The 22,443-nt window shown below is 67.5% G+C and carries 23 protein-coding genes; 7 read left to right on the top strand and 16 right to left on the bottom strand.

The window, feature by feature from the left end; all coding sequences use genetic code 11:
• Positions 1-2: 2 nt before the first annotated feature.
• From QE438_RS07250 to QE438_RS07270, 5 genes are all read right to left on the bottom strand, one after another.
• Positions 3-725, bottom strand: coding sequence for a hypothetical protein (locus tag QE438_RS07250; protein WP_307183976.1), 723 nt, complete (start codon positions 723-725; stop codon positions 3-5).
• A complete protein-coding gene (locus QE438_RS07255) occupies positions 725-1,360 on the bottom strand; it encodes a transcriptional regulator (protein WP_130533374.1) in 636 nt (211 codons plus the stop codon). Before QE438_RS07255 ends, QE438_RS07250 begins: the two co-directional genes overlap by 1 nt.
• Before the next feature lie 63 nt (positions 1,361-1,423).
• Positions 1,424-3,805, bottom strand: a complete 2,382-nt coding sequence (locus QE438_RS07260; RefSeq protein ID WP_306991457.1) for a DEAD/DEAH box helicase family protein — start codon at positions 3,803-3,805, stop codon at positions 1,424-1,426.
• A 79-nt stretch (positions 3,806-3,884) separates the two neighbouring features.
• Complete coding sequence (locus QE438_RS07265; protein WP_306991454.1) at positions 3,885-4,190, bottom strand: type II toxin-antitoxin system RelE/ParE family toxin; 306 nt, start codon at positions 4,188-4,190, stop codon at positions 3,885-3,887.
• 6 nt (positions 4,191-4,196) lie between these two features.
• A complete protein-coding gene (locus QE438_RS07270; RefSeq protein ID WP_306991452.1) occupies positions 4,197-4,460 on the bottom strand; it encodes a YlcI/YnfO family protein in 264 nt (87 codons plus the stop codon).
• Positions 4,461-4,670: 210 nt separating this feature from the next.
• On the opposite strand from QE438_RS07270, the gene QE438_RS07275 reads away from it, so the two are divergent.
• A complete protein-coding gene (locus tag QE438_RS07275; protein ID WP_306991451.1) occupies positions 4,671-5,258 on the top strand; it encodes a DUF4375 domain-containing protein in 588 nt (195 codons plus the stop codon).
• A 163-nt stretch (positions 5,259-5,421) separates the two neighbouring features.
• Here QE438_RS07275 and QE438_RS07280 read toward each other — a convergent pair whose 3' ends face one another.
• The 3 genes from QE438_RS07280 to hflK all read right to left on the bottom strand — a co-directional run bounded on the left by QE438_RS07280 (position 5,422) and on the right by hflK (position 9,132).
• Complete coding sequence (locus QE438_RS07280) at positions 5,422-6,714, bottom strand: adenylosuccinate synthase (RefSeq protein WP_130522863.1); 1,293 nt, start codon at positions 6,712-6,714, stop codon at positions 5,422-5,424.
• Between the two features lie 403 nt (positions 6,715-7,117).
• A complete protein-coding gene (locus QE438_RS07285) occupies positions 7,118-7,981 on the bottom strand; it encodes a protease modulator HflC (RefSeq protein WP_130533380.1) in 864 nt (287 codons plus the stop codon).
• Positions 7,978-9,132 (bottom strand): FtsH protease activity modulator HflK, encoded by a 1,155-nt coding sequence (gene hflK, locus QE438_RS07290; RefSeq protein ID WP_131659297.1) that lies wholly within the window; start codon positions 9,130-9,132, stop codon positions 7,978-7,980. Before hflK ends, QE438_RS07285 begins: the two co-directional genes overlap by 4 nt.
• A 230-nt stretch (positions 9,133-9,362) precedes the next feature.
• Here hflK and QE438_RS07295 point away from each other — a divergent pair, with 230 nt between their 5' ends.
• From QE438_RS07295 to QE438_RS07305, 3 genes are all read left to right on the top strand, one after another.
• Positions 9,363-11,162, top strand: coding sequence for a glycoside hydrolase family 15 protein (locus QE438_RS07295; protein ID WP_306991447.1), 1,800 nt, complete (start codon positions 9,363-9,365; stop codon positions 11,160-11,162).
• Complete coding sequence (zwf, locus tag QE438_RS07300; protein ID WP_306991444.1) at positions 11,159-12,898, top strand: glucose-6-phosphate dehydrogenase; 1,740 nt, start codon at positions 11,159-11,161, stop codon at positions 12,896-12,898. Before QE438_RS07295 ends, zwf begins: the two co-directional genes overlap by 4 nt.
• A 122-nt stretch (positions 12,899-13,020) precedes the next feature.
• On the top strand, positions 13,021-13,548 hold the full coding sequence (locus QE438_RS07305; protein WP_307183975.1) for a gluconokinase: 528 nt from the start codon (positions 13,021-13,023) through the stop codon (positions 13,546-13,548).
• A gap of 377 nt (positions 13,549-13,925) precedes the next feature.
• Here the strand turns inward: QE438_RS07305 and folP are convergent, their stop codons facing one another.
• The 4 genes from folP to rlmE all read right to left on the bottom strand — a co-directional run bounded on the left by folP (position 13,926) and on the right by rlmE (position 17,778).
• The gene (gene folP, locus QE438_RS07310; protein WP_306991440.1) at positions 13,926-14,825 is read right to left on the bottom strand and encodes a dihydropteroate synthase; all 900 of its coding nucleotides are present in this window, start codon (positions 14,823-14,825) and stop codon (positions 13,926-13,928) included.
• 42 nt (positions 14,826-14,867) lie between these two features.
• On the bottom strand, positions 14,868-15,053 hold the full coding sequence (locus QE438_RS07315; RefSeq protein WP_130521417.1) for a hypothetical protein: 186 nt from the start codon (positions 15,051-15,053) through the stop codon (positions 14,868-14,870).
• A gap of 82 nt (positions 15,054-15,135) precedes the next feature.
• The gene (gene ftsH, locus QE438_RS07320) at positions 15,136-17,073 is read right to left on the bottom strand and encodes an ATP-dependent zinc metalloprotease FtsH (RefSeq protein ID WP_165394525.1); all 1,938 of its coding nucleotides are present in this window, start codon (positions 17,071-17,073) and stop codon (positions 15,136-15,138) included.
• 72 nt (positions 17,074-17,145) lie between these two features.
• Positions 17,146-17,778: a 23S rRNA (uridine(2552)-2'-O)-methyltransferase RlmE gene (gene rlmE, locus QE438_RS07325; protein ID WP_130521466.1), complete on the bottom strand. Its 633-nt coding sequence runs from the start codon at positions 17,776-17,778 to the stop codon at positions 17,146-17,148.
• A 100-nt stretch (positions 17,779-17,878) separates the two neighbouring features.
• Here rlmE and yhbY point away from each other — a divergent pair, with 100 nt between their 5' ends.
• Both yhbY and QE438_RS07335 read left to right on the top strand, forming a co-directional pair.
• Positions 17,879-18,184: a ribosome assembly RNA-binding protein YhbY gene (yhbY, locus tag QE438_RS07330; protein ID WP_306991437.1), complete on the top strand. Its 306-nt coding sequence runs from the start codon at positions 17,879-17,881 to the stop codon at positions 18,182-18,184.
• A 61-nt stretch (positions 18,185-18,245) separates the two neighbouring features.
• Positions 18,246-18,620 (top strand): Mth938-like domain-containing protein, encoded by a 375-nt coding sequence (locus tag QE438_RS07335; protein ID WP_130521411.1) that lies wholly within the window; start codon positions 18,246-18,248, stop codon positions 18,618-18,620.
• Between the two features lie 289 nt (positions 18,621-18,909).
• On the opposite strand, the gene QE438_RS07340 is transcribed toward QE438_RS07335, so the two are convergent.
• The 4 genes from QE438_RS07340 to surE are packed head-to-tail and all read right to left on the bottom strand — an operon-like array spanning position 18,910 to position 21,792.
• Positions 18,910-19,710: a peptidoglycan DD-metalloendopeptidase family protein gene (locus QE438_RS07340; protein WP_130533388.1), complete on the bottom strand. Its 801-nt coding sequence runs from the start codon at positions 19,708-19,710 to the stop codon at positions 18,910-18,912.
• An 8-nt stretch (positions 19,711-19,718) separates the two neighbouring features.
• A complete protein-coding gene (locus QE438_RS07345; RefSeq protein ID WP_130521408.1) occupies positions 19,719-20,333 on the bottom strand; it encodes a YqaA family protein in 615 nt (204 codons plus the stop codon).
• Complete coding sequence (locus tag QE438_RS07350; RefSeq protein ID WP_130521406.1) at positions 20,333-21,016, bottom strand: protein-L-isoaspartate(D-aspartate) O-methyltransferase; 684 nt, start codon at positions 21,014-21,016, stop codon at positions 20,333-20,335. The genes QE438_RS07345 and QE438_RS07350 overlap by 1 nt, the downstream gene beginning before the upstream one ends.
• Entirely contained in the window at positions 21,013-21,792 is a 780-nt protein-coding gene (gene surE / locus QE438_RS07355; protein ID WP_130533389.1) for a 5'/3'-nucleotidase SurE, read from the bottom strand. The genes QE438_RS07350 and surE overlap by 4 nt, the downstream gene beginning before the upstream one ends.
• Before the next feature lie 90 nt (positions 21,793-21,882).
• Between surE and QE438_RS07360 the strand changes: the two genes are divergently transcribed.
• The gene (locus tag QE438_RS07360; RefSeq protein ID WP_130521402.1) at positions 21,883-22,416 is read left to right on the top strand and encodes a Smr/MutS family protein; all 534 of its coding nucleotides are present in this window, start codon (positions 21,883-21,885) and stop codon (positions 22,414-22,416) included.
• Positions 22,417-22,443: the final 27 nt, after the last annotated feature.

A 22,443-nucleotide genomic window follows, 5' to 3' on the forward strand; every position in this document is an offset into this window, starting at 1 on the left:
TGTTACCTGTTGAATGATGCAAGTGCATCCAGCCGCGTGAAGATCAACTCCTCGCGCTGGCGGTTGTTGTTGGAAGTGGCCTGAACGACATAGTTGAAGTCTCGGTGGCGCAGGAGTTCGGCGATCCCCTCAGCGATATCCGCCTGCAAGGCCGTAGATGCCTGCGCAACTTCATCGCACAGGCTGGCGCGGCCATCCACGACATTGAGGATGTCCTCGATATCCCGGCTTGCCAAGGGATCACGGTTGCCGCGACCCCGGTAGGCCTCCAGCTTGGTGCCCAGAAAGTAGGCTGGAGCGACCACGCGGATCGTCACACCTGTCGGCAGCGCGTGATCGTACGCCTCACGCAGCGCATCGGCGTACCAGCGATTGCTGAATCCGAGGACGGCAGCGTCGTCGGGCATGAAATCGACGATCAGCTCACTGGGATGCTGATCGCGCAGGCGGGTGCGGCAGACGACGTCGTCGTTGGGCGAGGTGCGAAAGCCCTTACCCGCCAGCACCTGCTGCAGGCGGTACCAACTACCCAAGCCCATGACGTGCACGATCAGGTCGACGTCTTCGGTAAAGCGGACAGCTTCCCGGCTTACCGAGTCTGTCATCAGCAGACCGGTGGTGCAGCCTCCGACGAAGGCGACTTCCGGCAGCAGATCCGGCCCAAGCGCTTTAGCCACGCGTGCCAGCATGTGCTGTTGGATATCCCAGTTTCCAAGCGCGCCCATTACGGTACCTCCCGCAGATATTGGGTCAGCACACTGCCGGCAAGCGCCGACTCACGCTCACGCCCCAGCCTTATCGCATCCACCAATGCCAGCATGGCGTACAGCTCCGCATCGCGACGGACGGCACGCGGCACACTTTTGTACAGGGGCTCCACGCGCTGACCCTGTTCGCTGCCGTAGCCGTCCTCCCAGACGTAGATGTGTTCGCCCGCGGACAACAAACGATCGGCCAGTACCGGCGCGGCGTGTGCCGTAGGAATGCCGCGGACAATCGGGCCTGGGCGCGCCGGGAACACATACTTCAGCCCGTTCATCACAAAGCCCAGCAAGGCGCGCGTGTTGACGCGCGGGATGCCACTGCCACGCTCGGGTAGGACCAATCCCACGTCGGCGCAACGCCGGAGCGCCTGACTGACTTCCGATTTGCTGATGCCGGTGGATTCCTCGAGGCCACGCACGGAGAACGCGTCTTCGGCCAAGCCGGTCGCCCTCTCATCCTCCTGAGCCGACGACATGGCCCAGCCGCGCCAGTCATCGGGAATGCCGAGCGCGGCTTTCTCGCCGCGCACAGGGACCGATTGCTGGCGCTCAAGGCTAACCAGTTTCAGCAGGAGCAGGATGTCTTGACTTTTCATGATTAACGGAAATGGACCGTCCCTCGTCCTGAAACAGAGGACAAGGATACTATGGAAAGCAGCTCAGGCAACGTCCGCGCTGCTGTATAGCTGGCTTTCCAGCTCCAGGATGGCCTGTTGGTAATCCGTCTTGCCGCCAAAGGCGGCCACAAGTTCGACCGGTGCTCCAAGGGTGCGGAATGGGTCGAGCTGCAGGATCCTGATGTCCTCGATGTGCTCCACCCCAGTGTCGGCATACTTGTCCAACAAGCCTTCGAGTACCTGCCGCGCCTTGCCCTGATACTTGGCGAAGTAATTGCGCTTGCGCACACCCTCCGCCCGCTCCTTGCGCGACAGCGGCGGTTGATCGAAGGCCACGTGACAGATCAGATCGAACGGATCAAGTGGCTGGCCGAGCTTCTTCTCGACTTCGCCGGCCAGCTCCTCCCATAACACGCCCTGGCTAGCCAGCTCGTCGATGATGGCCTTCTTCTGCTGGGCATCGCTCCAGCGCCGCAGGAAGTCATCGAGCGACGCGAACTGGCGTAGGACGCGTTGGCGGGTGTAGTCGCGCAGCGACTCGGTGATGAGCTTGCCATCGGATCCGTAATACAGGACGCGCTCGGCCACTACCGATACCGGCAGTTTGTCGATGACGTATTTGATGCGCTTCGGCCCATCCTCACCTTCGATGGTGACGTCATCACCGCCGTCTGGGGGATCGCCGATCACACCGCCGTCGCCACCCTCGCCGCCTCCGATCTCAGGCGGTACAGGACTGTCGTTGGGCGAGGGGTTGTAGATCACCTCCGGGTCTCCATCGAATGATGGATCAGCGAACAGTTCGGTCGCCTTCTTGAAATCCATGATGGTGAACCAATACTTGCCGTAGTCTTCATTGATGCGCGTCCCGCGACCGATGATCTGCTTGAACTCGGTCATCGACCTGATGTGCTGGTCCAGCACGATGAGCTTGCAGGTTTGCGCGTCAACCCCGGTTGTCATCAGCTTGCTGGTGGTCGCGATGACGGGGTAGCGCATTTCCGGATTGATGAAATTGTCGAGCTCGGCCTTTCCCTCATTGTCATCGCCGGTGATGCGCATGATGTACTTCCGATTTTCCGCGATGCGCTGCGGATTGAGATTCACCAAGGCTTGGCGCATACGCTCGGCATGATCGATGTCGTCACAGAAGACAATGGTCTTCTGGAAGGGACCGGTGGCAGTGAGGAATTCGGTGACTTTCTGCGCGACCAGATATGTCCGCGCTTCGACCACAAGATGGCGATCCATATCCCGCAGGTTGTAGATGCGATCTTCGATCAACTCGCCGTTTTTGTCGCGCATCCCTTTGGGCGGCCTCCAGCCCTGCAGATCGACATCAAAGTCAATGCGAACCACTTTGTACGGTGCCAGGAAGCCGTCTTCGATGCCCTGCTTCAGCGTGTAGCTGTAGACGGGCTCTCCAAAGTAAGTACTGCTGGAGACCTCCTTGGTCTCCTTTGGCGTCGCGGTCAGACCGATATGCGTGGCACCAGAGAAATACTCCAGGATCTCCCGCCACGCAGAATCCTCGGCCGCGCTGCCCCGATGGCATTCGTCGATGACGACAAGGTCAAAGAACTCCCGAGAGAACTGCTTGTAGATGTTCTTGACGTCCTCTACGCCGGTCACCGCCTGGTACAGGGATAGGTAGATCTCGTAGGACGTATCAATCTGGCGCTTGGTGATCTTGGTCATCGCCGCGCCGAACGGCTTGAAATCGTTGTTCTTTGTCTGATCGACCAAGATATTGCGATCAGCCAGGAACAGGATGCGCTTCTTCTGGCGCGACTTCCAAAGCCGCCAGATGATCTGGAAAGCGGTATAGGTTTTTCCGGTTCCGGTTGCCATCACCAGCAGGATGCGGTTCTGACCATTGGCCACAGCCTCGATCGTTCGATTGATCGCATTGATCTGGTAGTAGCGCGGCGAGCGACTGCTGCCATCATCGTAGTACGGGGACTCGACCACCTGTCGTGCGTCCTCACCAAGCCCCTTCCAGAGGCAATAGCGACGCCACAGTTCCTGTGGCGAGGGAAACTGGTCCAACGTCAATTCGGTTTCGACCTTGCCGCCGGTTGCGGTTCTATCGTGGAAAAGAAATCCGTCGCCGTTGCTTGAGAACACAAACGGAACATCCAGCGCATCTGCATACCCCAGCGCCTGTTGCATGCCGGAACCAACGGCGTGCCTATTGTCCTTTGCCTCGATCACGGCCAAAGGAAGATTTGCGCGGTGGTAGAGCACGAAGTCGGCACGACGCGCCAACCCTCGGCTGTGCAGCTTGCCGCGAACGACAACCCGCCCCTTGGTAAAAGCGACTTCTTCGCGCACCTGGAGATCCATATCCCAGCCCGCAGTGACGATTGAAGGAATGATGAACTTCGTGCAGATATCGCGCTCGGTTAACGACGACTTGTCCATTCAATCCCTCTTATCTCCAGCTTCCCGTAATTGGCGACGCGCCCCGCGCACAGGCGCCATTTATCGATTGACTCGCCGCCTAATGATAGTCGTCTTCACGCTGGTGCCTGACGGCCAGGACGGTGACCGTCGTGCTGTTCTCGATCTCGAACAACAGCACGTATCCCGCACTGCCAAAGCCGATCACAAGCTCTCGCAAGAACGGATCCGCCGTGGCCTTGCGACAGCTCATCGGTGCGCATTCGAGCAGGGCGACGCCCTCACGGATGGCCTGCAGAGCCCGTTCGGCAACCGCGTAGTCCTCCGCCGCATGCTGCAGCAGCCAGTCGTACAAGCGCTCCAGGTCCTGCTGCGCTTCTTCCGTAAAGCGAACGGTCCATGCCATCCCGGCCTATTCCTTTTGTGCGCGATCCAATCTCGCTTGCAGTCCGTCCAGAACATCCTGCGCATCGATATAGCGCTCTGTCTGGCGCGCCTGCTCGCGCGAGGCCAGGCCTCTGGCGATGAACTCAGCCTGGTGCCGGCGACGCCGGACCTCATCGCGCAGCGACTGCTCCATCAGGGCGGACAGACTTTCACCCTTCTGCAGGACCGACTCGGCGGCTTCGCGCAGTTCGGGCTCGACCCGCAGGGACGGCAGCGACGCGGTTTTCATCCCACACCTCATGCGTTGCAATTGCGATGCATGATCGCAGGTGATGCGCAGGCGTTCAAGTGCTGCTGGAAGGATCGCGCCAGCTCAAGGAGATAGCCGCACCAAGAGGGCGGCTAAGGCTAGGCCGTGCACCCGCCCCCAAGGATCTGTCCATCGGTTACAACGTATGGATCATGCTCTTACGCTTGAGATCGGGCCCTGGACGGTGTGATGAAGGTTCCCTGCAACGCATGTGGTGCGCTGATTCTGGAAACCACGGCCGCCCGAAACGGCGGCGTGTGCATGCCCTGCAAAACAGGCAGACGCGCCAGCATCGAGGCCTCGAAGGCAAGCCACCAGCGAGAACGCGAACTCGACGCGACAGATCCCTCCCGAATTTATTGGCGCTCGCTGGTAGCGCGTATCCACAGTGACGATGGCGGCATCGAACGCCTGTCAGACGTGGAAAAGCAGTACTGGGCGGTGGGCTGCTTGGCAGAAGAAGTCCACAACGGCGGTTTCGATCAGTTCTTCTTCAACAGTTCGGGCGAGTCCTACGAATGGGCCGTTGCGGGCCTGGACTCCATGGACGCGACGCATTCGCTTGAGCTCTTAAAAAAAGCAAAACAGATTCTGTTTGGCTTTGGGCGCGTTCCCGTTGCTACCGGCATCCGACGTCAGCGGGCGGTTCAGGTGAGGCCGGAGGACAAACGTCTCAACGCGTTGGACGAGCGATTCTGCGCGGATCAGGATCGACTTTCCGACCGGTGCCAAGCCTTCGCGTTGCACCATGGGTTGTTCCAGTCCGAGGGATCGTAAGGATCGCGGTGGCGTTGCATCGGCACCGAACCACTGAAGCGAGTTTCCTAGTGCCTAGAAACACCAAACCCCGCTTGCGCGGGGCTTGGCATGGGCAAAGGCGCTGATGAAAGGCCCCTCCCCCCGCCCTCCCCCGCACGCGGGAGAGGGGGCCAACGTGGGATCAGGCAAACGGATCCTGCAGCACCATCGTGTGGTCGCGGTCCGGGCCGGTGGAGACGATGCTGATCGGGCAGCCGGCCAGTTCCTCCAGCGCGCGCAGGTAGGCGCGGGCGGCGGCGGGCAGCTTGTCCCACTCGGTGATGCCGTGGGTGGTCTCGTTCCAGCCGGGGAACTCCAGGTAGACCGGGGTGCAGTCTTCCCAGCCTTGCGCATCCAGCGGGGCGTACTCGGTGCGCTTGCCGTTGTACTCGTACGCGATGCAGACCTTCAGCTTCTCCATGCCGTCCAGCACGTCCAGCTTGGTGATGCACAGGCCGGAGATGCCGTTGATGGCCACGGCGCGCTTGAGCGCGACGATGTCCATCCAGCCGCAGCGGCGCGGGCGGCCGGTGGAGGCGCCGTACTCGGCACCGCGATCGCGGATGCCCTGGCCCACTTCGTCGTCAAGCTCGGTCGGGAACGGGCCGCCGCCCACGCGCGTGGCATAGGCCTTGGCGATGCCCAGCACGTAGTCGATGTCCTGCGCGCCCACGCCGGTGCCGGCCAGCGCGCCGCCGATGGTGGTGTTGGAGCTGGTGACATAAGGGTAGGTGCCGTGGTCGATGTCCAGCAGCGCGCCCTGCGCGCCCTCGAACAGCACGCGCTTGCCCTGCTTGCGCAGGTCATGGCAGATGCCGGCCACGTCGGACTTCATCGGCTGCACGTACTCGCCGAAGGCCAGCGCCTCGTCATAGGTCTTCTGGAAGTCGACCGCTTCCACGCCCAGGTACTTGGTCAGCACGAAGTTGTGGTAGTCCAGCGCGGTGCGCAGCAGCTCTTCCAGCTGCTTGGGGTAATGCAGGTCGGCGATGCGGATGCCGCGGCGCGCCACCTTGTCCTCATAGGCCGGGCCGATGCCGCGGCCGGTGGTGCCGATGGCCTTGCCGCCGGCGGCCTTCTCGCGGGCCTGATCCAGGGCGATGTGGTACGGCATGATCAGCGGCGCGGCCGGGGAGATCTTCAGGCGGCTGCGCACTTCCACGCCGGCCGTTTCCAGCTCGTCGATCTCCTTGATCAGCGCGGCCGGGCTGATCACCACGCCGTTGCCGATCAGGCACAGCGCGTCCTGGCGCAGGATGCCGGACGGGATGAGGTGCAGCACGGTCTTCTTGCCGTTGATGACCAGGGTATGGCCGGCGTTGTGGCCGCCCTGGAAGCGCACGACGGCGCCGATCTCTTCGGTGAGCAGATCGACGATCTTGCCCTTGCCTTCATCGCCCCACTGGGCGCCCAACACCACCACTGACTGACCCATGACGGGTACTCCTGTTTTGTTGCGGCCATCGGGGCCGCGGACTTGGGCCGTGCGGTCTGGAGCATGAGGCGCGTGTATGTCAGCCGCCATCGGGGCGGGCCGCACGCGCATCACCGCATCCAGGACACGGAAAAAGCCGGAAGGGTGTGCTTCTGGTGGGAAGCGCCCGGCCGGCTTTTGTGCATTATCCGGGTTTTGGGGGACGGGGGCCACCTTGGGGTGGCTGGGGGTGTTCAGATTTGCGAGGTCGGGGCGCGCGGGCAGCGGCGCAGCAGCGAAGTCACTGGATTCCCGCGTTCGCGGGAATGACGATGCGAAGGTGGCGCTTCGGCTGTTGCGGAAGCTCCGGGCAAAACGAAACGGGGCGCCTCGAAGGCGCCCCGCTCCACTTCGCATCAGCCGATCAGCGATCGGACTTCATGTACTGCAGGAAGGGGTCATTCTTGTCCAGCACGATCACCGCGTTGCCGTCGGCGAAGGAGTGCCGGTAGGCCTCCAGGCTGCGGTAGAAGGCGTAGAAGCCCGGATCGGCCGCCGACGCCTTGGCGTACAGCTGCGCGGCCTGGGCATCGCCCTCGCCGCGCAGGCGCTGGGCGTCGCGCTCGGCCTCGGCCGCGATGACCGTGGCCTGGCGGTCGGCCTCGGCGCGGATGGTGCGGGCCTGTTCCTCGCCCTCGGCGCGCAGCGCGCTGGCGACCTGCTGGCGCTGGGCGCGCATGCGGTCGTAGACCTCGCCCAGCACCTTGCTGTCCTGCGGCAGGTCGATCTGCTTGAGGCGGATGTCCACCAGCTGCATGCCCAGGTTCTTGATCGCCGCGTTGATGGAGACCAGCTGCCTGGCGATGATCTCGCTGCGGTCGCCGGACACCAGCTGGGTCAGCGTGCGCGAGTTGATCTCGTTGCGCAGCGAGTTGGTCACGATCGGCGCCAGGCGCGCGTTGGCGTTGCGCTGGTCGCCGCCGGTGGCGCGGTAGTAGGCGCGCACATCGGAGATGTAGCCGATGGCGAAGAAGTCCACCGACACGTCCTTCTGCTCGGAGGTGAAGTAGCGCTCCGGCGCGGTCTCCAGGATCTGGAAGCGGCGGTCGAACACGCGCGCGGTCTCCACCAGCGGCAACTTGAAGTGCAGGCCCGGCTTGACGTCGGCGCGCACCACGCGGCCCAGGTTGAGCACCATCGCGGTCTGGTCCTCGCGCACGACGAACACCGAGCCCATCAGCGCCAGCAGGGCGGCCACGATCACGGCCACGGTCACGGAAGTCTTCATGGGCGGCCCTCCTCGCGGCCGGTGGGTCGCGGCGGGCGCAGCGGGTCGGTCGGCGTCGACGAGGCACTGTCGCTGCCGCCCGCGCTCTGCACCGCCGGCAGCAGCGTGTCGGTCGGCAGGCGCGGCAGGGTCGAGGCCGGCGGCAGCGCCTTGGCCTGGGCGTTGGCGTCCATCGGCACGTAGATCAGCTGACGGCCGTCGCCGCCGACCACCTTGCGGTTATGGCCCAGCACCTGTTCGACCGTTTCCAGCCACAGGCGCTTGCGGGTGGTCTCCGGCGCGGCGGCGTACTGCTGCTGCAGCAGGCTGAAGCGGTCGGCGTCGCCCTGCGCGTTGGCGATGGCGGCCTCCTTGTAGCCTTCGGCGGCGGTGCGGGTGCGCGCGGCCTCGCCGCGGGCCTCGGGCACCACGCGCGCGGCGTAGGCCTGGGCCTCGTTGACCAGGCGCTCGCGGCTCTGCTGGGCGCTGTTGACGTCGTCGAAGGCCGGCTTGACCTCGTTGGGCGGGCGCGCGTTGGGCAGGGTCAGGTCGGTCACGACCATGCCGGTGTGGTAAGCGTCCAGCGCCGCCTGCAGGCGCTCCTTGGCGGCCGAGGCCAGCGGGCCGCGCTTGTTGAGCACGTCCTCCAGCGAGGCGCGGCCGGCCTGCTCGCGCACCGCGCTCTGCGCGGCCTGCTGCAGCACTTGGTCGGCGTCCTGGGTACCGTAGAGGTACTGGCGCGGGTCGTTGATGCGGTACTGCACGTTGAGGGTGACATTGACGATGTTCTCGTCGTTGGTCAGCACGGGCATTTCCTGCAGGCCCCAGGTGCCGATGGTGGTCACCTGCACGTTGCGCACGGTTTCGATGGGCCAGGGCCACTTGAAGTTGGGGCCGGGCTGCATGATCCGCGCGAACTGGCCGAAGCGCAGCACCACGCCGCGCTCCTGCTCGCCCACCAGCTGGAAGCTGCTGAAGGCCAGCAGCAGCACGAAGAACACGAGCACCCAGCGCAGCGGGCCACCGCCGCCGGCGCCGAAGAGGGCGCGCAGGCGCGCCAGGATCTGGTCCAGGCCGCCGCCCTGTCCCGGCTTCCAGGAATTGCGCCCCCCGCCCGGCCCGCTGCCGCTTCCGTTGTTTCCCGAACCGCTACCAGGGGTATTCCAGGCCATGCCAACTCCGAATTGATGAGACGCAGCGGGCCCGATGTGGCGGGGGCACGGCGCCGGCCGATTCTACCCGCTTGCCCCGGGACTGCCCGCTGACAGGGGCGTCATGGCGACGAAGCGCCGCAATGACAAGGTCCGGCAAACCTGAACACTGCCCGCGCGCCCGGGCGCCAGACCACGCACCGCCCACGGCCGCGCTGGTACTTCTACGCCGCTCTGTCCGGAACCGCCCGATGTCGACCCCCATCGAAGACTACGCCATGCTCGGCAACTGCCGCAGCGCCGCCCTGGTGACCCGCGCCGGCTCGATCGACTGGCTCTGTCTGCCGCGGTTCGACTCCGACGCCGTCTTCGCCGCCCTGCTCGGCACACCCGAGCACGGCCGCTGGCTGCTCTGCCCGGCCGACGAGTCCGCGCGCAGCCAGCGCAGCTATCGCGACGGCAGCCTGGTGCTGGACACGATCTTCGAGACCGACAGCGGGCAGGTGCTGGTCACCGACTTCATGGTCGCCAGCCACAACGGCGAGGTGCACAACCATCTGGTGCGCCGGATCGAGGCGCTGCGCGGGCGGGTGCCGATGCGCACCGAGCTGGTGATGCGCTTCGGCTATGGCCTGATCGTGCCGTGGGTGACCCAGCAGGACGACGGCCTGCGCGCGGTCGCCGGCCCCGACCAGCTGCTGCTGCGCACGCCGCTGACCATCGACAGCCACGACATGGTCTCCACGGCCGAGTTCACGCTCGAGCCAGGCCAGCGCACGTGGTTCGTGCTCAGCCACGGCGCCTCGCATCTGGAACAGCCGCCGGCGCTGGAGGTGGAAGAGGCGCTGCAGACCACGCTGAGCTTCTGGGAAGACTGGTCCTCGCGCTGCGCCGATGCCGGGCCCTGGAGCGCGCAGGTCAAGCGCTCGCTGGTCGTGCTCAAGGGCCTGAGCTATCTGCCCACCGGCGCCATCGTGGCCGCGCCGACGGCCTCGCTGCCCGAGTCTCTGGGCGGCGAGCGCAACTGGGACTACCGCTACTGCTGGCTGCGCGACAGCAGCTTCACCCTGCTGGCGCTGACCAACGCCGGCTATCGCGAGGAGGCCGCGGCCTTCCGCGACTGGGTCAAGCGCGCGGTGGCCGGCACGCCGGGCCAGCTGCAGGCGCTGTACGGCGTGGGCGGCGAGCGGCGCCTGCCCGAGTGGGTGGCGGACTGGCTGCCCGGCTATGGCGATTCGCGCCCGGTCAACCTGGGCAACGCGGCGGCCAAGCAGTTCCAGCTGGACGTGTATGGCGAGCTGATCGGCATGCTCGAGGCCGCGCGCCTGCGCGGCATGGAATCGGGCGAGTCCGGCATCGAGCTGGAGCGCGCCTTCCTGATCGAGCTGGAACAGCGCTGGCACGACCCGGACGAGGGCATCTGGGAGGTGCGCTCGGGCCGGCGCCACTTCACCCACTCCAAGCTGATGGCCTGGCGCGCCTTCGACCTGGCCGCGCAGAACGAGGCCAGTTACTGCGAGGAAGATCGCGTCCGCTGGCGCGAACAGGCCACGCAGGTCCATGCCGACATCCTGGCCAACGCCCTGCATCCGGAGGGCTACTTCGTGCAGAGCTACGGCGGCGACGCGCTGGACGCGGCGCTGCTGCTGATGCCGCTGACCGGCTTCCTGCCGCCGGACGATCCGCGGCTGGTGGCCACGGTCGAGGCGATCCGCGACCGCCTCACCGTCGATGGCCTGGTCCAGCGCTACGCCACCGAGCAAGCCGGCGACGGACTGCCCGACGGCGAAGGCACCTTCCTGGCCTGCAGCTTCTGGCTGGTCGAGGCGCTGGCGATCATCGGCCACACCGACCAGGCGCTCGAGCGCTACACCGCCTTGCTCGCGCTGTGCAACGACGTGGGCCTGCTGGCCGAGGAATACGACCCGCGCGGCCGGCGCATGCTCGGCAACTTCCCGCAGGGCTATTCGCACGTGGCCCTGGTCAACGCCGCCTATCGCCTCAACAACCTCCACGACATCCAGCGCACCAGCACGGAGATCCACGCATGAGCGACACCACCTCTCCCGGCGTCACCGCCGAAGCCCTGGCCCCGCCCTGCATCCTGGTGCTGTTCGGCGCCCGCGGCGACCTGGCCCAGCGCCTGGTGCTGCCGGCGCTGTACAACCTCAAGCGCGCCGGCCAGCTGGACGAGCGTTTCGCCATCCTCGGCTTCGACCACGGCGATGTAAGCGAGGCGGCGTGGCGCCGCAAGATCGGCGATGCGCTGCGCGCGCAGGCGGCTTCGCGCGGCGGCGAGTTCCAGGCCGAGAGCATCGATGAGGACACCTGGCGCTGGCTCTCAAAGCGCATGTTCTACCAGCGCGGTGATTTCACCTCGGCCGAGGACTACCGCCTGCTGGGCAAGCGCCTGGAGGAGATCGACCCCAAGCACGATACGCAGGGCAATGTGCTGTTCTACCTGGCCACCGCGCCGCGCTTCTTCGGCACGGCAGTGACCGAACTGGGCCGCGCCGGGCTGGTCAAGCAGACCGAGGGCGGCCCGTGGCGCCGGGTGATCGTCGAAAAGCCCTTCGGCCATGATCTGGAGAGCGCCCGCGCGCTCAATGCGCAGATCGCCGACGTGCTCGAGGAGGACCAGGTCTTCCGCATCGACCACTTCCTGGGCAAGGAGACGGTGCAGAACATCCAGGCCTTCCGCTTCGCCAACGGCCTGTTCGAGCCGGTCTGGAACCGCGACCGCATCGACCACGTGCAGATCACCGCGGCCGAGACCATCGGCGTGGAGGGTCGCGGCAGCTTCTACGAGCCCACCGGCGCGCTGCGTGACATGGTGCCCAACCACCTGTTCCAGCTGCTGGCGATGGTGGCGATGGAGCCACCGTCCGATTTCACCCCCAAGGCGATGCTGCGGCGGCGCTCGGAGGTCATCGAGGCCGTGCGTCCGCTGGCGCCCGAGGACGTGGTGCGCGGCCAGTACGCCGCCGGCAGCATCAACGGCAGCAACGTGCCGGGCTACCGCGAGGAGGACACCACCTCGGACACCTCCGAGACCGAGACCTATGTGGCGATGAAGCTGGCCATCGACACCTGGCGCTGGGCCGGCGTGCCCTTCTACCTGCGCACCGGCAAACGCCTGCGCACCCGCACCACCGAAGTGGCGATTCGCTTCAAGCCCGCACCGCTGGCGCCGTTCCGGCATACGGCCGTGGGCGGCTATGGCCCTGACTGGCTGGTCCTGCATATCCAGCCGGACGAAGGCATCTCGCTGCAGTTCGACGTCAAGCGGCCGGGCTATCCGGTGGCGCTGGCGCCGGTGCGGATGGACTTCCGCTATCGCGACTGGTTCCCGCAGCAGAACACCGTGGGCTACGAGCGCCTGCTGCACGACTGCATGCGCGGCGAGGCGGCGCTGTTCCAGGACGCGACGATGGTCGATGCGGCCTGGCGCATCGTGCAGCCGGTGCTGGACGCCTGGGCGCGGCAGCCGGCGACCGAATTCCCCAACTACGTCGCCGGCAGCGAAGGGCCGACCGCCGCCGATGCGCTGCTGGCGCTGGACGGCGGACGCACCTGGCGCGCGCTGACGCCCGGGCGCACGCGTCCGCCGCAGCGCGCCCGCACGCAGGCGGCAGACAAGCCCGCAGGCAAGGTTGGCAAGGCCGCTTCCGCGCCGGCGGCGAAAGCCGCCAAGCCGGCGGTGAAGAAGGCACCGGCGAAACCCGCCGCACGCAAGGCCGTGAAGAAGACGGCCAAGCCGGCCGCCAAACGCGCGCCGCGTCGTTGAGACAAGCGTGAGTAGAAAGGCATGGGGGATGAGCGAAAGCCAGCGCATCGGGTGAATCATGCGACGCCTGCTGTTCGCAGTCTCGTCTGCTCACTCCTCACGCCTCCCGGCTCACTCCTCGCATGAACTCCACCGCCATGCCCCTCCCCAAGACCCTCATCGTGATGGGCGTATCCGCCTCCGGCAAGACCACCGTGTCCAGGCTGCTCGGCTTGGCGCTGGACTACCGCGTACTCGACGCCGACGACCTGCATCCGCAGGCCAATATCGACAAGATGCGCCACGGCATCGCGCTCACCGACGACGACCGCGCGCCCTGGCTGCGCAGCGTCGCCGCGTGGATCGCCGAGCAGCGGGCGCAGGGCGTGGGCGTCGTGGTGGCCTGCTCGGCCCTCAAGCGCGCCTATCGCGACGTGCTGCGCGACGGCGACGCGCAGGCGGTGTTCGTCTGGCTGGACGTGGCGCGCCAACAGCTCGACCAGCGCATCGCCCAGCGTCCCGGCCACTTCATGCCCGCCAGCCTGCTCGGCAGCCAGCTCGACACGCTCGAGCCCCCTGCTGCGGATGAGCGCGCGGTGCACGTGGTGCCGGACGCCGTGGTCGCGCACACCGTGGACGACGTACTCGCCAAGCTAAAAGCGCTGCACTAACCGCCGCGAACAAAGCCTCAACCGTCGTTCCCGCGAACGCGGGAACCCATGGACGTTGCGCGACCTGGACAAAAGTCCCTGGATCCCCGCGTTCGCGGGGATGACGACTGTTAGGTTCACAACGCGAGCCCGCGCCCGAATCTTCCTATCGTCGTTCCCGCGAAAGCGAGAACCCATGGACACTGCGCGACCTGCACGGAAGTCCCTGGATCCCCGCGTTCGCGGGGATGACGACTGTTAGGCCCACAGCGAACCTGCGCGCGAATCTCCCTACCGTCGTTCCCGCGAAAGCGGGAACCCAGCGACTTTCGAGCGCGACGCACGAGGCCGGTCGCCGCTTCCCGGGAAACCAAAGTCCCCTCGCCGGCCCTGACCACTCAATCCTCGGGCCAGCGAATCTCCGGCTTCTTCGGCGCGTCCTGACGCACCGCCGGCACCGCATCGACGGCCGCCCACACCTTGAGCGCGTCCACCGTCGCGGCCACATCGTGCACGCGCACCAGCATCGCGCCGCGCTGCACGGCGATCAGGTGCGCGGCCACCGAGCCCGCCGCGCGCTGCGCCGGCGCCTCGCGCCCTGTCAGCTCGCCGATGCTGCGCTTGCGCGACATGCCGGCCAGCACCGGCACGCCCAGCTCGGTGAAGCGCTGCAGCTGCGCCAGCAGCGCGAGGTTGTGCGCGGTGGTCTTGCCGAAGCCGAAACCGGGATCGACGATCAGCTGGCGCCGGTCGATGCCGCTCATCTCGGCGGCGAAGATGCGCTCGGCCAGGAAGCGATGCACCTGCCCGACCACATCGTCGTACTCCGGCGCCTCCTGCATCGACTGCGGCTCGCCCAGCATGTGCATCAGCACGACCGGCACGCGCAGCTGCGCGGCGGCCTCGAGCGCACCGTCGGCACGCAGCGCACGGATGTCGTTGATCATGCCCGCGCCGGCGGCCACCGCCGCGCGCATCACCTCGGGCTTGAAGCTGTCGATGCTGATCGGCAGTGTGGTCCGCTCGACCAGCGCCTCGATCACCGGCACCACGCGACGCAGCTCCTCCTCCACCGGCACGGCCTGCGCGCCGGGGCGCGTGGATTCGCCGCCGATGTCCAGGATATCCGCGCCCTCCTCGGCCAGCTTCAGGCCGTGGGCCACCGCCGCCTCCAGCGTGTCGTGCGCGCCGCCGTCGGAGAACGAGTCCGGCGTGACGTTGACGATGCCCATCACCCGCGGCCGGTCCAGGCGCAGCACGCGGCCGTTGCAGTCCAGCTGAGGCGAGGTGTCGAACATGGGCGCGCTCCGGCGAGTCTGGGCGAGCGCGCATGATACGCGTCAGCCGCCGCGACGCTTCTTCTTCTGGCTGCTCATGAACACGCCCAGCACCGCGCCCAGGCCGATGCCGATCGCCAGGCCCACGCCGAGGTCGTGCATGGCCAGGCCGAAGCCCGCCCCCAGCGCCACGCCCAGCGCGATGCCCACGCCCAGGCTCCATCCACTGCTGTCGAAGATCGTGCGCACGCGCCCCTCGTGATCGGTCGGTGGTGACAAAGCAAAAGGCCGGGACTGATCCCGGCCTTTCGTTGACATCTGCGCCAGGCCCTCAGGTCTGCGCAGCGGGGCCGGCGATCGGCGGCAGGGGCCGCTTGCTGCCGCCACCGCGGTCGTTGTTGTCGTTGTTGGTCTTGCTCCAGCCGGCCGGCGGCGGCGGGTCGCGGCCTTCCATGATCGCGTCGATCTGCGGCGCATCGATGGTCTCGTACTGCAGCAGCAGCTTGGCCATCGTGTGTAGCTTGTCCAAGTTGTCGGTCAGGATCTTGGTGGTGCGCTGGTAGGCGTTGTCCAGGATCCCGCGCACGACCTCGTCGATCTTGCGCGCTGTGGCGTCAGAGACGTTCTTGTGCTGGGTCACCGAACGCCCCAGGAACACCTCGTCCTCTTCCTCGCCGTAGGCGATCGGGCCCATCTCGTCGCTCAGGCCCCACTTGGTGACCATGTTGCGGGCCATCTTGGTGGCGCGCTCGATGTCGTTGGACGCGCCGGTGGTGACCTTGTCGGTGCCGAAGATCAGTTCCTCTGCGACGCGGCCGCCGTACAGTGAGCACAGCTGCGACTCGATCGCGGTGCGGTTGTAGCTGTACTTGTCGCCCTCGGGCAGGTACATGGTCACGCCCAGCGCGCGACCGCGCGGGATGATGGTGACCTTGTAGACCGGGTCGTGCTCGGGCACGACGCGGCCGACGATGGCGTGGCCGGCCTCGTGATAAGCCGTCAGCGTCTTCTCGTCCTCGCTCATGGCCATCGAGCGGCGCTCGGCGCCCATCAGGATCTTGTCGCGGGCGCGGTCGAAGTGGTCCATGCGGACCTCCTTCTCGTTGCCGCGCGCGGCGAACAGCGCCGCCTCGTTGCACAGGTTGGCCAGGTCCGCGCCGGAGAAGCCCGGCGTACCGCGCGCGACGATCATCGCATCGACGTCGTCGGCCAGCGGCAGCTTGCGCATGTGGACCTTGAGGATCTGCTCGCGGCCCTTGACGTCCGGCAGGCCGACCACAACCTGGCGATCGAAGCGACCCGGGCGCAGCAGCGCCGGATCCAGCACGTCGGGACGGTTGGTCGCGGCGATGATGATCACGCCCTCACCGCCCTCGAAGCCGTCCATCTCCACCAGCAGCTGGTTGAGGGTCTGCTCGCGCTCGTCGTGACCGCCGCCCAGGCCGGCGCCGCGATGGCGGCCGACCGCGTCGATCTCGTCGATGAAGATGATGCACGGGGCGTGCTTCTTGGCCTGCTCGAACATGTCGCGCACGCGGCTGGCGCCGACGCCGACGAACATTTCCACGAAGTCCGAACCGGAGATCGAGAAGAACGGCACCTTGGCCTCGCCGGCGATGGCCTTGGCCAGAAGCGTCTTGCCGGTGCCGGGCTGGCCGACCATCAGCACGCCGCGCGGGATCTTGCCGCCGACCTTCTGGAACTTGGTCGGGTCGCGCAGGAACTCGACCAGCTCGCCCACTTCCTCCTTGGCCTCGTCGCAGCCGGCGACGTCGGCGAAGGTCACCTTGACCTGGTCCTCGCCCTGCAGCTTGGCGCGCGACTTGCCGAAGGACATCGCGCCCTTGGCCCCGCCGCCACCGCCCTGCATCTGACGCATGATGAAGATCCAGAAGCCGATGATCAGCAGCACCGGCAGGAAGTTGAGCAGGATCGCGGCCAGCGAGATGCCGCTGTCCGGCTCCTGCTGGCTGATGTTCACGCCCTTGGCGATCAGCACGTTGACCAGGCTCTCGTCGGTCGGGCCGAACACCAGGCCCTGGGTGCCGTCGGTGCGCTTGTAGCTGATCGCGTTGGTCTTCTGGTCGCCCTTGTTGGTGAACTCCACCGAGCTGATCTGCCCGTTGTTCACGTCGTTGACGAACTGGGTGTAGGTGAGCTGGTTGCTGCCCGGCCCCGCGCCCGGGCGCGGGGAGAAGCTCTGGAACACCACCATGAGCACCACCGCCACTACGACCCACAGCAGCAGATTCTTGGTCAAGTCGTTCATCCTCATGGCCTTGGGTGGTCCTCTGGCACTACACGTTAAAGCGAAATTGTCTGACCGGCCCGCTCGTCCGGTTCACTTGGGCTGGGCGCGCTTGCCCTGCCCCAGTGCGTACACTTCCGGCGACCGCTTGCGCGAGGCGTCCGGCTTGCGGATGACGACCTTGTCATACCGCTTGCGCAGGTCGCGGATGTAATCGTCGAAGCCCACGCCCTGGAACAGCTTGATCAGGAAAGCCCCGCCGGTGCGCAGATGGTGGTCGGCGAAATCCATCGCCAGTTCCGCCAGATGCATCGCCCGCGGCTGGTCCACCGCATCCACACCGCTCTTATTGGGGGCCATGTCGGAAAGCACAAGGTCGACCTGCGCCCCGCCCAGCATGGCTTCCAGCTGGGATAACACGGCCTGCTCCCTGAAGTCCCCGTGAAGGAACTCCACCCCCGCCAGGGAGGGCATGTCCAGGATGTCCATCGCCACGACCCGGCCGTTGTCGCCCATGGCCTGGCGCACGTACTGCGACCAGCCGCCAGGCGCGGCGCCCAGGTCGACCACGGTCATGCCGGGCTTGAGCAGCCGGTCGCGTTCGATCAGCTCCTCCAGCTTGTAGGCGGCGCGGGAACGCAGCCCCTCGGCCTGCGCCTTTTTGACGTAGGGGTCGGAGAAGTGTTCCTTGAGCCAGCGCTGGCTGCTTTGACTGCGTTTGGCCATGGGGACGGCGGTTTGCGCGGCGCGCACGCCCGCGTGATCGGGATGGAAAACAGGGGGCCATGATACGCTGATCGCCCTCCACCACCCCCAAGTGCCTTGCATGTCCGTTGTCCTGACCGCCGCCCAGAACCGTTTCCTGCGCGGGCAGGCGCATGGGCTGAAGGCCTTGCTGCAGACCGGCGGAAAGGGGCTGACCGAGGCGTTCTACGCCGAGCTGGACGAGGTGCTCGAGCGCCACGAGCTGGTCAAGCTGAAGATCGCCGCCGCGGACCGCGAGGTGCGCGACGCGATGATCGACAGCGTCGTCGAGCGCACCGGCGCCGCCCTGGTCCAGCGCATCGGCCACGTGGCCGTGCTGTACCGCCCCAGCCGCGACAAGCGCACGATCGTCCTGCCGCGGGCCTGAAGTCCCCCTTTCGGCGCGCCGTTCCCCGCCGGTCCCGCGCCCAGCCCAGACGGGAGCCGCCATGCAACTGAGCCACGAACGTCCCGATTACGCCTACAGCCTGCGCGCGGCCGACGGCGCCAGCGCCACGGTCAACGACCAGGTGCTGCGGGCCAGCTTCATCCTCACCCCGGACTCCCTGCAGACCGACTGGCCGGTGGCCGACGCCGCCGCGCTGGAGGTGGCCGCGCTGCAGCCGCTGCTGGCGCTGAACCCGGAGATCGTCCTGCTGGGCACAGGCAGCCGGCAGATCTTCCCCTCGGCCGAGGTCATGGCCGCGTGCCTGACCCGCGGCATCGGCCTGGAAGTCATGGCCAACGCCGCCGCGGCGCGCACCTACCACATCCTGGCCGGCGAAGGCCGGCGCGTGGCGGCCGGGTTCATCCTCGGCGGTTGAGGCGCGCTCCCGTGGCGGACACGAAGAAGGCCGGCAATGCCGGCCTTTGCTTTTTGGCTTCCCGACGCAGTGCGGAGCCGGAGCGCGGACGTCGCCGACCACGCCCGACCCGACCGGGCGCAGCCGCCTGTAGAGCGGAGCTTGCTCCGCTGGGGCCTTCCCACGAACCGAACGAAGAGCAGCGGAGCAAGCTCCGCTCTACAGGCAGGTCGCGAGGTTTTGAGGAGACAGGCCGGCACAGAGCCTCACCGGCAAAGAGTCTCAACTGCCCCGGGGTGGTCCCGCGCGATTACTTGGGCGGCAGATAGCCCAGCGGGTCGACCGGCTTGCCGTTGTAGCGGATCTCGAAGTGCAGCATGTCGCGCGAGGCGCCGCTGCGGCCCATTTCGGCGATCTGCTGGCCGGACTTGACCCGCTGCCCCTCGTTGACCAGGCGCTTGCGGTTGTGGCCGTAGGCCGACAGCCAGGCCTCGGAGTGCTTGACGATGATCAGCTCGCCGTAACCGACCAGCCCGGCGCCGGAGTACACGACCACGCCATCGGCGGTGGCCCGCACCGCATCGCCCGCGTTGCCGGCGATGTCCACGCCCTGGTTGGAGGCATCGCCGGGCACGAAGCGCCCGACGATCTGGCCGTCGGCCGGCCAGCGCCAGGCGATATCGCTCTTGACCGGCGGCGGCGCGGCGACCGGCGTCGGCGTGGCACCGGCGGGCGCGGATGTGGCGGGACGCCCGGTGGCCACCGTGGTGCCCGGACGCGCGCCATTGGAGGGGAACAGCCGCAGCGACTGGCCCGGGTAGATGGTGTAAGGCGCGGACAGGCCGTTCCACGCGGCCAGATCGGCCGGCGCGATGCCGTTGTCGGTGGCGATGCGGTACAGCGTCTGGCCGCGCTGCACGGTGACGCTCTTGCCGTACTGCGGCTTGGAGACGACCGCGCGCGGCGCGCTGGTCCCGCCACCGACGCCAGGGCGCGAAGCAGGGCCGGAGGTGCGGGTGACGGTGCTGCTGCACGCGGCCAGCGCCAGCGCCGTGCCCATCAGCAGCGCCAGCGGCGCCACGCGTCGTGTCGGGCCAAGCCCCAGGTCCATGCCGAATCTCATCCGTTCTTTGCCCTCCAGGCCAGCCAAGCCAAGACACCGAGCAGCAGCACGCTGGCGATCCAGCCGACCGGTTCGATCCAGCGGCGCAGGGCCGCTTCGGCCCGTGCCCCGCCCAGACGCAACGCCAGCGCGATGAGGAACACGCGCTTTCCGCGTCCGACCACCATGCTGGCAATGAACGGTAGCAGCGGCACTCCGACGATGCCTGAGGCCCACGTAAATATCTTCAGCGGGATCGGCGTGAACCCGGCCAGCACCAGCAGCCAGAACGCGCGCCACGGCGACTGCGCCACCAGCTCGCGCAGATGCGCGACCTGACCATCGACCGCCGCGCGCCAGCCCAGCGCATCGATCAGCGGCTGCACCGCCGCGTAGGCGAAATGCCCCAGCGCATAGCCCACCAGCGCGCCCAGCAGCGAGCCGCCCAGGCTGATGCCGGCGAAGGAGAACGCACGCTTGGGCTGGGCCAGCGCCATCGGCGCCAGCATCACTTCCGGCGGCACCGGGAAGAAGATCGCCTCGATGAAGCTCAGGCCGAACAGCAGCCGCGGCGCGTGCCGGTTCCGCGACCAGGCGATGGCGCGGGCGTAGAGCGGACCGAACAGCTGCATCAGTCGAGGGTTCCAGACAGCAGGGGGACGAACATCACCGGCGCCAGCGTGGCCTGCTGCAGCTGGCCGTCCGCATCGCGGGTGACCTGCACCAGCGACTGCGAGGCGCTGCCGCCCACCGGGGCCACCAGCACGCCGCCGGGCGCGAGCTGATCGATCAGCGCGTCCACCAGCGCCGGGCCGGCGGCGGTGACGATGATGGCATCGAAGGGACCCTGCTCGGGCCAGCCGACGCGGCCATCGTCGTGCTTGCTGCGCACGTTCATGCCGAGCTGGCGCAGGCGCTTGCGCGCCAGGCGCAGCAGGTCGCCGATGCGCTCGACGGTGTAGACCTCCAGCCCCAGCGCCGCCAGCACCGCGGCCTGGTAGCCCGAACCGGTGCCCACTTCGAGCACGGTCCGGGGGCTGCGCCCGGTCAGCAGCAGCTCGGTCATGCGCGCCACCACCCAGGGCTGGGAAATGGTCTGGCTGTGGCCGATCGGCAGCGCGGTGTCCTCGTAGGCGCGCGTGGCCAGCGCCTCGTCGACGAACAGGTGGCGCGGCACGGTCCCGATCGCGTTGAGCACGCGCTCGTCGACGATGCCGCCCTCGCGCAGGCGCTGGACCAGGCGGTCGCGCACGCGCTGCGAGGTCATGCCGGAGCCGGCCGCCTCGGCCGCCGGCACACGCAGGCGTGGGGTCATGCCGCCGGCTCCAGGCCCGCGCTGAGCCCGCTGACCCAGCCGGACACGGTCTCCAGGGCCTGGTAGCGGGTCAGATCGACGTGGATCGGCGTGATCGAGATGGCGCCGCTGCGCACGGCGTGGAAGTCGGTGCCCACGCCGGCGTCCTGTTCCGGGCCGGCCGGGCCGATCCAGTAGACCGTGCCGCCGCGCGGGTCGTTCTGCGGCAGGCAGGCCTCCGAGCGGTGGCGGTTGCCCAGGCGCGTGACCTCGTAGCCGCGGATGCGCTCCCACGGCAGGTCCGGCACGTTGACGTTGAGGATGGTGTTGGCCGGCAGCGGATCGGCCGCCAGCCGCGCCACGATGTCCACCGCCGCGCGCGCGGCGGTCTCGAAATGGCGAGGCTGATGATCCTGCGTGACCAGCGAGACGGCGACCGCCGGCAGGCCGAGGAAGCGCCCTTCCATCGCCGCCGACACGGTGCCCGAATAGATCACATCGTCGCCCAGGTTGGCGGCGTTGTTGATGCCCGACACGACGATGTCCGGATCGAAGTCCAGCATGCCGGTCAGCGCCAGATGCACGCAGTCGGTGGGCGTGCCGTTGACGCGGATGGTGTGCGCGTCCAGCTGGCGCACGCGGATGGGCAGGTCCAGCGTCAGCGAGTTGCTGGCGCCGGAACGGTCGCGGTCGGGCGCCACCACCCAGACTTCATGACCGGCGTCACGCAGGCCCTCGGCGAGAATGCGGATTCCGGGGGCGTCGACACCGTCGTCGTTTGAGACCAATACGCGCATGGGGTTCCTTCTTGATGCGCATCGGATGATACCGGATCGATCCGCGCGCTTCGCCCTTGCGCGACGCGCCCGGCCACGTACCCTGCCTGTATGAGCGACGCGCGCGACGACGACGACAGCGACCTGTTCCGCACGGCCATCGGCCCGGTGCGGCGCCTGGACGACGCGCCGACGCCGCCGCGCGGGCCGCGCCCGCGCCCGGCCGCGCGCATGGCCCAGGCCGACGAGCGCGCGGCGATGAGCGAATTCCGCCAGGCGCTGGAGGCCATGCCGATCGGCGCGGGCGATGTGCTGGCGCATCGCGTCGAGGCGCTGCCGGTGACCGTGTTCAACCGGCTCAAGCGCGGCCAGTTCTCCGTCCAGGACGAACTGGATCTGCATGGCGCCACCGCCGGCCAGGCCGAGACGGCGCTGCGCCTGTTCCTGCGCAACGCCCAGCGCAGCGGCAGCGCCTGCGTGCGCATCATCCACGGCAAGGGCCTGGGCTCGGACGCGGAGATCCCGGTGCTGAAGAACGTGGTGGACCGCGTGCTGCGCCAGCGCAGCGACGTGCTGGCCTTCCACTCCGCGCCGCCCGCGCAGGGCGGCACCGGCGCGGTGCTGGTGCTGCTGGCGGCGCGCTGAAGCGCCAAACGCAAGCCTGACGTGTCG

Source organism: Pseudoxanthomonas sp. SORGH_AS_0997 (assembly GCF_031453535.1).
GTDB classification, from domain to species: Bacteria; Pseudomonadota; Gammaproteobacteria; order Xanthomonadales; family Xanthomonadaceae; genus Pseudoxanthomonas_A; species Pseudoxanthomonas_A winnipegensis.